At 77.0% G+C, this 10,418-nt stretch carries 2 protein-coding genes; both read left to right on the top strand.

Translation table 11 applies throughout. The features are described from left to right. Nucleotides 1–2,210: condensation domain-containing protein (locus ACWGB8_RS36140; RefSeq protein ID WP_452217906.1), on the top strand; the 2,210-nt coding region annotated here is incomplete at its 5' end. Next, nucleotides 2,207–10,418: amino acid adenylation domain-containing protein (locus tag ACWGB8_RS36135; protein ID WP_452217905.1), on the top strand; the 8,212-nt coding region annotated here is incomplete at its 3' end. The genes ACWGB8_RS36140 and ACWGB8_RS36135, both read left to right, overlap by 4 nt.

The following is a 10,418-nucleotide window of genomic DNA, read 5'->3' as shown; positions in this document are numbered from 1 at the left end:
AGATCGAGGCCGTCCTGACCGGCCACCCCGACATCGCGCAGGCCGCCGTCCTCGCCCGACAGGACACCCCCGGCGACACCCGCCTCGTCGCCTACCTCGTCCCGGCCGACGGCTCCCCGCACAGCGACCTCCCGGCCGGGGCGATCGGCGCCTTCCTGCGGACCCGGCTGCCCGAGTACCTGGTGCCGTCCGCCTTCGTCCGGCTGGACGCGCTGCCGCTGACGGCCAACGGCAAGCTGGACCGCGCCGCGCTCCCAGCCCCCGACCGTGCGGCCGGTCGCGGCGACGCCCCGCAGGGCGGCGGCCGGGCCCCGCGCACCGAGCGGGAGCGGGTGCTCTGCGGGCTGTTCGCCGAGGTGCTCGGCGCCGAGGAGATCGGCGTGGACGAGGACTTCTTCGCCCTCGGCGGCGACAGCATCGTCTCCATCCGGCTTGTCGGCCGCGCCCGCTCGGCCGGTCTGCGGCTGGCGGTCCGCGACATCTTCGAACACCGGACGGTGGCCGGGCTGGCCCTCGCCGCCCAGGAGGAACCCGCCGCGTCGGACGGCGCCGCCGAGGGCACGGACGGCGGGCCGGTCGGCCTGCTGGAGCCGCTGCCGATCGTCCACTGGTTCCTGGCGCGCGGCGGCGACGCGAACCGCTTCCACCAGGCCATGGTGCTGACGGCGCCGACCGGCCCGACCGATGCGCAGCTCGCCGCCGCCCTGCAGGCGCTGCTGGACCACCACGACGCCCTACGGCTGCGCCTGCTCCGGCCCGCCGGGGAGGCGCCGCGCATCGAGGTGCCCCCGGCGGGCCCGCTCCGGGCCGCCGACCTGGTGCACCGGGTGCGGACGCCCGACGGGGGCCCGGTCACCGGGGAGTTCGTCCGGGCGCAGGCGGACGCGGCGGCCGCCCGGCTGGACGCCGAACGCGGAGTGCTCGTCCAGCTCGTCGCCCTCGACCCCGCAGCCCTCGACCCTGCAGCCCTCGACCCCGCAGCCCCCGAGCAACCGAACCCCACTACCCCCGACCCCGCACACCCCGCCCCCGCCGCACACCCCGCCCCCGCCGCACACCCCGCCCCCGCCGCACACCCCGCCCGTCTGCTGCTGCTGGTGCACCACCTCGCCGTCGACGGCGTCTCGTGGCGCCTGCTGCTGCCCGACCTGGCGCACGCCTGCGAGGCGGTCGCGGCGGGCCGCACCCCCGCGCTCGACCCGCCCGGCACCTCGCTGCGCCGCTGGTCGCAGCTGCTGGCGGCGGAGGCCCGGCGTCCCGGGCGGGCGGCCGAGGCGGCGTTCTGGACGGCGCAGACGGCCGCCCCCGACCCGCTGCTGACGGCCCGCCCGCTGGACCCGCGGCGCGACACCGTCGCCCGCGCCCGCCACCTGACGGTCGGCCTGCCGCCCGAGGTGACCGGGCCGCTGCTGACCGGTGTGCCGGCCGCCTTCCACGCCGGGGTGAACGACGTGCTGCTGACCGCCCTCGCCCTGGCGGTCGCGCAGTGGCGCCGCAGCCGCGGCCGGGGCCGGCACAGTGCCCTGCTGGTGGACGTGGAGGGCCACGGCCGCGAGGAGATCGCCGCGGGTGCGGACCTCTCGCGCACCGTCGGCTGGTTCACCTCGCTGTACCCCGTCCGGCTGGACCCGGGCGCCGTCGGCTGGGGCGAGGTGACCGCCGGGGGCGCCGCCCTGGGCCAGGCGGTCAAGCGGGTCAAGGAGCAGCTGCGCGCGGTGCCCGACCACGGGATCGGCCACGGACTGCTGCGACACCTCGGCCCGGAGAACGGGCCCGCCCTGGCCGGCCCGGCCGCTCCGGAGCACCGTGCGGCCGCTCCGCAGCTGGGGTTCAACTACCTCGGCCGGTTCCCGGCGGCGGGCACCCCGCTGGCGCCCGGCCTGCCCGGCTGGTCGGTCGCCCCCGAGGGCGGGCTGCTGGCCGGCACGGACCCGGGCACCGCGCAGGCGCACGGCCTGGAGGCCAACTCGCTGGTGCGCGAGGGCGCCGACGGGCCGTGGCTGGACGCGACCTGGACGTGGGTGCCCGAGCTGTGGCCGGAGCGGGACGTCCGCACCCTCGCCGAGTACTGGTTCGCGGCGCTGCGGGGCCTGGTGCGGCATGCCGCCGGGCCCGGCGCCGGCGGACACACCCCGTCGGATTTCCCGCTGGCCGGGCTCAGCCAGGACGAGATCGAGCAACTCGAAGCCGCGTGGAGGACCCAGAAGTGAACCCGTCCGGACTGGAAGACATCCTGCCGCTCTCCCCGATGCAGGAGGGCCTGCTGTTCCACGCGCTGTACGAGCAGGGCAGCACCGACGTGTACGCCGTGCAGCACGTCTTCGACGTGGCCGGGGCGCTGGAGCCGGCCCGGCTGCGCGCGGCGGTGGGCGCCCTGGTGGAGCGCCACCCCAACCTGCGCGCCGGGTTCCGGCAGGTCGACTCGGGGCAGCCCGTCCAGGTGGTGCCCCGCCGGGTGGAGCCGCCGTGGGAGGAGCACGACCTGTCGGCTCTCGGGGCGGAGCGGGCCGAGGCGGAGGCGGACCGGCTGGCGGCCAAGGAGCACGCCCGCCGCTTCGACCTCGCCGAGCCGCCGCTGCTGCGCTTCACCCTGCTGCGGCTGGCCCCGGGCCGCCACCGGCTGCTGATGACGACCCACCACATCCTGCTCGACGGCTGGTCCACCCCGCTGCTGGTGCGCGACCTGCTCGCGCTGTACGAGCACGACGGGGACGCCGCCGCGCTGGCCCCGGTCACCCCGTACCGCCACTACCTGGGCTGGCTGGCCCGGCAGGACCGGGCGGCGGCCGAGGACGCCTGGCGGGAGGCGCTGGCGGGTGCCGTGCCGACCCTGCTGGCGCCGGTGGACCCGGGCAGGGCGGGCGCCCTGCCCGAGCGGATCACCCTGGAGCTGACCGAGGAGCTGACCGCCGCGCTCACCGGGACCGCACGCCGTCTCGGGGTGACCACGAGCAGCGTGGTGCAGGCCGCCTGGGGCCTGCTGCTCGGCCTGCGGACCGGGCAGGACGACGTGGTCTTCGGCACCGTGGTGTCGGGGCGCGACCCGCAGCTGCCCGGCGTCGAGTCGATGGTCGGCCTGCTGATCAACACGGTGCCCGTCCGGGTCCGGCTGGATCCGGCCGAACCGCTCGGGGAGGCCGTCGTCCGGTTGCAGGTCGAGCAGTCCCGGCTGACCGCCCACCAGCACCTGGGCCTGGCCCGGGTCCACCAGCTCGCCGGACCGGGGGAACTGTTCGACACCGCCGTGGTGTTCGAGAACTACCCGTGGGACGGTGCGGAGGACGCCCCCGGCGCGGGCCTGCGGATCACCCCGGACCCGCTGCGCGGGCGCGACGCCACCCACTACCCGCTGACCCTGGTCGCCGCCCCCGGCGCCCGCCTCTACCTGCGGCTGGACTTCCGCGCCGACCTCGTCGAACCGGCCGAGGCCGCGGCCCTCGTCGGCCGGCTGGTCCGGCTGTTCGAGCTGCTGATCGCCGAGCCCGGGCTGCCGGTGGGCCGGCTCGACCTGCTCACCGCCGAGGAGCGCCACGACCTGCTCACCACCCGCAACGCCACCGCCGCCCCGGTCGTCGCGGCGAGCCTTGCGCAGCTCCTCCAGGAGCGCGCCGCGGCCGTGCCCGAAACCCCGGCCGTCCTGGCCGCGGCGGGCGCGCTCACCTACCGGGAGCTGAACGAGCGGGCCAACCGGCTCGCCCGGCTGCTCGCCGCCCGGGGGATCGGACCGGAGTCGGTGGTCGCCCTGGCGCTGCCGCGCTCGCCCCGGCTGGTCGTCGCCCTGCTGGCGGTGCTCAAGGCCGGCGCCGCCTACCTGCCGCTGGACCCGGAGTACCCGCCGGCCCGCCTGGCGCACATGCTGGCGGACGCCCGGCCCGCCCTGCTGCTGACCGACCGGGCCACCGGGCCGTCCGTCCCGGCCGGTGCCGAGCCGTCCGTCCCGGCCGGTGCCGAGGTGCCCGTCCTGCTGCCGGACGACCCCGGCACCGCCGCCGCCCTCGCCGCGCTCCCCGCCGGCGACCTGGCCGACACGGAGCGCACCGCCCCCCTCGACCCGCGCCACCCCGCGTACGTGATCTACACCTCGGGCTCCACCGGCCGCCCCAAGGGCGTCGTGATGCCCGCCGGGGCGCTGCTCAACCTGCTGGAGTGGCACCACCGGGAGGTCGGCGGCGCCGCCGGCACCAGGACCGCCCAGTTCACCGCGATCAGCTTCGACGTCTCCGCCCAGGAGATCCTCTCCGCGGTCGCCTTCGGCAAGACCCTGGTGGTGCCCGCCGAGGACGTCCGGCGCGACGCCGCGGCGCTGGTCCGCTGGCTGGACGCGCACCGGGTCGAGGAGCTGTTCGCCCCCGACCTCGTCCTGGAGGCCGTCGCCGAGGCCGCGCTGGAACAGGGCCTCGCCCTGCCCGCGCTGCGCACCGTCGCCCAGGCGGGCGAGGCGCTGACGCTGGGCCCGCAGGTGCGCGCCTTCCACCCGCTCGCCCCCGCCCGCCGGCTCCACAACCACTACGGCCCCACCGAGACCCATGTGGTGACCGCCCACCGCCTGCCCGCCGACCCCGGCGACTGGCGGCTCCCCGCCCCGATCGGCCGCCCGGTCGCCAACACCCGGGTCTACGTGCTGGACGGCGCCCTCCGGCTCGCCGCCCCCGGTGCGGTCGGCGAGCTGTACGTGGCCGGAGCGGGCCTCGCCCGCGGCTACCTCGGCCGCCCCGGGCTGACCGCGCAGCGCTTCACCGCCGACCCGTACGCGGCCGAGCCGGGGGCCAGGATGTACCGCACCGGCGACCTCGTGCGGTGGCGGCCCGACGGCGAACTGGAGTACCTCGGCCGGGCCGACGACCAGGTGAAGGTGCGCGGCTTCCGGATCGAGCCCGGCGAGATCGAGGCCGTCCTCACCGAGCACCCCGAGGTCGCCCGCGCCGCCGTCCTCGCCCGCCGGGACGGCCCCGGCCCCCGCCGCCTGGTCGCCTACCTCACCGGCGCCGACGGCCTGCGGCCCGAGCAGGTACGGGAGTTCGCCCGCACGCGGCTGCCCGAGCACATGGTGCCCGCGGCCGTCGTGGTGCTGGAGCGGCTGCCGCTCACCCCGAACGGCAAGCTCGACCGGGCCGCCCTGCCCGCCCCCGACCCCGCCCGGCCCGGCACCGGGCGGGCCGCCCGCACCCCGCAGGAGGAGATCGTCCGCGAGCTCTTCGGCCAGGTCCTCGGCCTGCCCGCGGTCGGCGTCGACGACGACTTCTTCGACCTCGGCGGGCACTCCCTGCTCGCCACCCGCCTGATCGCCCGGCTGCGCGCCGCGTTCGGCGTGGAACTCGGCCTGCGCACCCTCTTCGAGGCACCCACGCCCGCCGACGTCGCCGCCCGCCTGGACACCGCCCGCCCCGGCCGGCTCGCCCTCACCGCCCGCCCGCGCCCCGACCGCCCGCCGCTCTCCTTCGCCCAGCGCCGCCTCTGGTTCCTGCACCGGATGGAGGGCCCGGGCGCCACCTACAACATCCCGCTGGTGCTGCGCCTGACCGGCACCCTCGACCACGCCGCCCTGCGCGCCGCCCTGCACGACGTGGCCGCCCGCCACGAGAGCCTGCGCACGGTCTTCCCCGAGACCGACGGCACCCCCCACCAGCAGGTCCTGGACGCCGTCGACCTCCCCCTCGACCGCACCCCCGCCACCGCCGCCGACCTGCCCGACCGGCTGCTGCGGGCCGCCCGCCACCCCTTCGACCTCGCCGCCGAACCACCCCTGCACGCCGAACTGCTCGCCCTCGCCGAGGACGCGCACGTGCTCGTCGTCGTCGTGCACCACATCGCCGGCGACGGCTGGTCGCTGCGCCCGCTGGCCGCCGACCTCGCCCACGCCTACGCGGCGCGCTGCACCGGTGCGGCGCCGCAGTGGCAGCCGCTGCCGGTGCAGTACGCCGACTACACGCTCTGGCAGCACGACCTGCTCGGCGACCTCGACGACCCCGACAGCCTGTTCGCCGAGCAGATCGCCCACTGGTCCGAACGGCTCGCCGGGCTGCCCGAGCAGCTCGCCCTGCCCACCGACCGGCCCCGCCCCGCCGTCATGTCCTACCGCGGCGACTACGTCACCGTGGAGCTCGACGCCGAACTCCACCGCGGACTAGCCGCCCTCGCCCGCCGCTCCGGCGCCAGCCTGTTCATGGTCCTCCAGGCCGGACTGGCCGCGCTGCTCTCCCGGCTGGGCGCCGGCGAGGACGTGCCGCTCGGCAGCCCGATCGCCGGCCGCACCGACCAGGCCCTGGACGAGCTCGTCGGCTTCTTCGTCAACTCGCTGGTGCTGCGCACCGACCTCTCCGGCAACCCCACCTTCGCCCAGCTGGTCGCCCGGGTCCGGGAGACCTCGCTCGCCGCGTACGCGCACCAGGACGTGCCGTTCGAGTACCTGGTCGAGGTGCTCAACCCCACCCGCTCGCTGGCCCACCACCCGCTGTTCCAGGTGATGCTGGCCCTGCAGAACGCCCCCGAGGGCGTCTTCGAGCTGCCCGGCCTGCGCGTCGAGGTGGCGCCCGGACGCACCGGCACCGCCAAGTTCGACCTGTTCTTCAGCCTCGTCGAACGGCGCGGCGGGGCCGGCGAACCGCTCGGCATCGAGGGCGCCGTCGAATACGCCGACGACCTGTACGACCCGGCCACCGTCACCGCCCTCTTCGAACGCTGGGTACGGCTGCTGGAAGCCGTCGTCGCCGACCCCGACCGGCCGATCGGCGGCCACGACCTGCTCACCGCCGACGAGTACCACCGGGCCGTCGACGCCTGGAACGACACCGCCGCGCCCGTCCGCCCGGACTGCCTGCCGGCCCTCCTCCAGGAGCGCGCCGCCGCAACACCCGACGCCCCCGCCCTGGTCGCCGGCGACACCGTCCTCAGCCACGCCGAACTCCACGCCCGCGCCAACCGGCTCGCCCACACCCTCCTCGCCCACGGCGCCGGCCCCGAGCACCTCGTCGCGCTCGCCCTGCCCCGCACCGCCGACCTCGTCGTCGCCCTGCTCGCCGTGCTCAAGAGCGGCGCCGCGTACGTCCCGCTCGACCCCGACCACCCTGCCGCCCGGATCGCGCACGTCCTCGACGACACCCGGCCCGTCCTGCTGCTCACCACCCGGCAGACCGACGACCGGATCCCGCCCGGCACCCCCGGCACCCGGCTCGTCCTCGACGACCCCGGCACTGCCGCCCGGATCGCCGCCCACCCCGCCGACGACCCCACCGACGCCGACCGCAGCACCCCGCTGCGCCCCGGCCACCCCGCCTACGTCCTGCACACCTCCGGCTCCACCGGCCGCCCCAAGGGCGTCGTCGTGCCGCACGCCGCCCTCGCCAACCTGCTGGCGGACTTCACCGAACGCCTCCCGCTGCGCCCCGAGGAGCGGCTGCTCGCCGTCACCACCGTCGCCTTCGACATCGCCGCCCTGGAGCTGTACCTGCCGCTGCTGGCCGGCGCCGCCGTCGTCCTGGCCCCGCGCGAGGCGGTGCCCCAGCCGTCCGCCCTGCTCGACCTGATCGCCCGGCACGGCGTCACCACCCTCCAGGCCACCCCGGCGCTCTGGCAGCTGCTGGTCTCCCACGACCCGCAGGGCCTGCGCGGACTGCGGATGCTCGTCGGCGGCGAAGCGCTGCCCGCGGCCCTCGCCGACACGCTGCGCACCCTCGGCAGCGAACTCCACAACGTGTACGGGCCCACCGAGACCACCGTCTGGTCGACCGCCGCCGCGCTCACCGCCTCCGCCACCCCGGCCGGCCGTCCGCCGATCGGCCGCCCGCTGGCCAACACCCGCGCCTACGTCCTCGACGGCTCGCTCGCACCCGTTCCGCCCGGGGTGGCCGGCGAGCTCTACCTCGCGGGCGCCGGCGTGGCCCGCGGCTACCTCGGCCGCCCCGGGCTGACCGCGCAGCGCTTCACCGCCGACCCGTACGCCACCGAGCCCGGGGCCAGGATGTACCGCACCGGCGACCTCGCCCGCCGCCGCGCCGACGGCGAACTGGAGTACCTCGGCCGGGCCGACGACCAGGTGAAGGTGCGCGGCTTCCGGATCGAGCCCGGCGAGATCGAGGCCGTCCTCACCGAGCACCCCGGCGTCGCCCGCGCCGCCGTCCTCGCCCGCGAGGACCGGCCCGGCGACGTCCGCCTGGTCGCCTACGTGGTCGCCGACACCGCCGACCGCGCCCACAGCGCCCGGGTCGAACAGGACCAGCTCGGCGAATGGCGCGACCTCTACGACTCCGTCTACACCGGCGCCCGCGCCGCAGCCTTCGGCGAGGACTTCGCCAGCTGGAACAGCAGCTACGACGGCCGCCCGATCCCGCAGGCCGAGATGCACGAATGGCGCGACACCACCGTCGAACGGATCCGCGCCCTGCGCCCCCGCCGGGTCCTCGAACTCGGCGTCGGCACCGGACTGCTGCTCTCCCGCCTCGCCCCGGACTGCGAGGAGTACTGGGGCACCGACTTCTCCCCGTCCGTGATCGAGGCCCTGCAACGGCACGTCGACGCCGACCCGGCCCTCGCCGACCGGGTACGGCTGCGCACCTGCGCCGCCCACGAGACGGACGGCCTGCCCGAGGGCCGCTTCGACACCGTGGTGATCAACTCCGTCGTCCAGTACTTCCCCAACGCCGGCTACCTGGAACAGGTCCTGGACCGGGCGCTGCGGCTGCTCGCCCCCAGCGGCGCGGTGTTCGTCGGCGACGTCCGCAACCCCCGCCTGCTGCGCGCCCTCGCCACCGGCGTCCAGGTCGCCCGCGCCACCGACCTCGGCGACCCCGCCGCCCTGCGCCGCGCCGTCGAGCACACCCTGGTCCTGGAGAAGGAACTCCTGGTCGACCCCGAGTTCTTCACCGCGCTGCGCCACCACGTCCCCGGCATCGCCGGCACCGACCTGCGCCTCAAGCACGGCACGGCGCAGAACGAACTCACCCGCTACCGCTACGACGTCACCCTGCACAAGGAGGGCGCCGCCGTCCTCCCGCTCGACGCGGCCCCCACCCGCCCGTGGCGTCGGGACCAGGACAGCCCCGCTGCGCTCGCCGACCACCTGCGCACCGAACGGCCCGAACTGCTGCGCCTCACCGGGGTCCCCAACGCCCGGGTGGCACAGGAACTCGGGTACGCCCGCGCCCTGGACGCCGGACTGCCGCCGACCGCCGAGCCGCCCACTGCCGATCGGCCCACCCCCGAGCAGCCGACCGAGGGCGACCCGCTCGGCCCGGTCGACCCCGACGCCTTCCACCGGCTGGGCGCCGAACTCGGCTACTGGGTCGGCGTCACCTGGGCCACCCACGCGCCCGAGGCCGTGGACGTCGTCCTCGTCCGCGGCGACCGCACGGCCGACGGCGCGGCACCCGTCGGCGCCTACACCCCCTCCGGAGCGGCCACCGCCACCGCCCCGCTCGCCACTTGGACCACCGACCCGGCCGCCCGGCGCGGCACCGGCGCGCTGCTCACCGCCCTGCGCGAGCACGCCCGTGCGCACCTGCCGGAGTACATGGTGCCCGCCGCCTTCGTCCCGCTCGACCGGCTGCCGCTCACCCCGAACGGCAAGCTCGACCGGGCTGCCCTGCCCGCCCCCGACCCGACCCTGCCTGGAGGTGGCCGCGACCCGCGTACCCCGCAGGAGCAGATCGTCTGCGACCTGTTCGCGCAGGTCCTCGGCCTGCCGCGGGTCGGCGTCGACGGCGACTTCTTCGACCTCGGCGGGCACTCCCTGCTCGCCACCCGGCTGGCCGCCCGACTGCGGGCCGCCTTCGGCGTCGAACTCGAACTGCGGGCCCTCTTCGAGACCCCCACCCCGGCCGGGGTCGCCGCCCGGCTCGACGCGGCCGGACCGGGCCGGCTGGCCCTGACCGTCAGGCCGCGGCCCGAGGCCATGCCGCTCTCCTTCGCGCAGCGCCGGCTCTGGTTCATCCACAAGATGGAGGGTCCGAGCGCCACCTACAATATCCCGCTGGCCCTGCGCCTGACCGGCACCCTCGACCGCGACGCCCTGCGTGCCGCACTCGGCGACCTGGTCGGCCGGCACGAGAGCCTGCGCACGGTCTTCCCCGAGAGCGACGGCGTGCCGCGCCAGCACGTCCTCGCCCCGGGGGCGGCGCTCCCGCGGCTCACCGTCACGCCCACCGACCAGGACGGCCTGCCGGCCGCCCTGGAGCGGGCGGCCCGCCACCCCTTCGACCTGGCCGCCGAACTGCCCCTGCGCGCCGAGCTGTTCGGCCTCTCCGGCCGGGAGCACGTGCTCCTGCTGGTGGTCCACCACATCACCGGCGACGGCTGGTCGCTGCGCCCGCTGGCCGCCGACATCGCCCGCGCCTATGCGGCGCGGTGTGCGGGTGCGGCGCCGCAGTGGGAGCCGTTGCCGGTGCAGTACGGGGACTACACGCTCTGGCAGCACGAGTTGCTGG

The organism is Kitasatospora sp. NPDC054939, from assembly GCF_053610105.1.
This window is presented reverse-complemented; position numbering and strand designations above follow the sequence as displayed.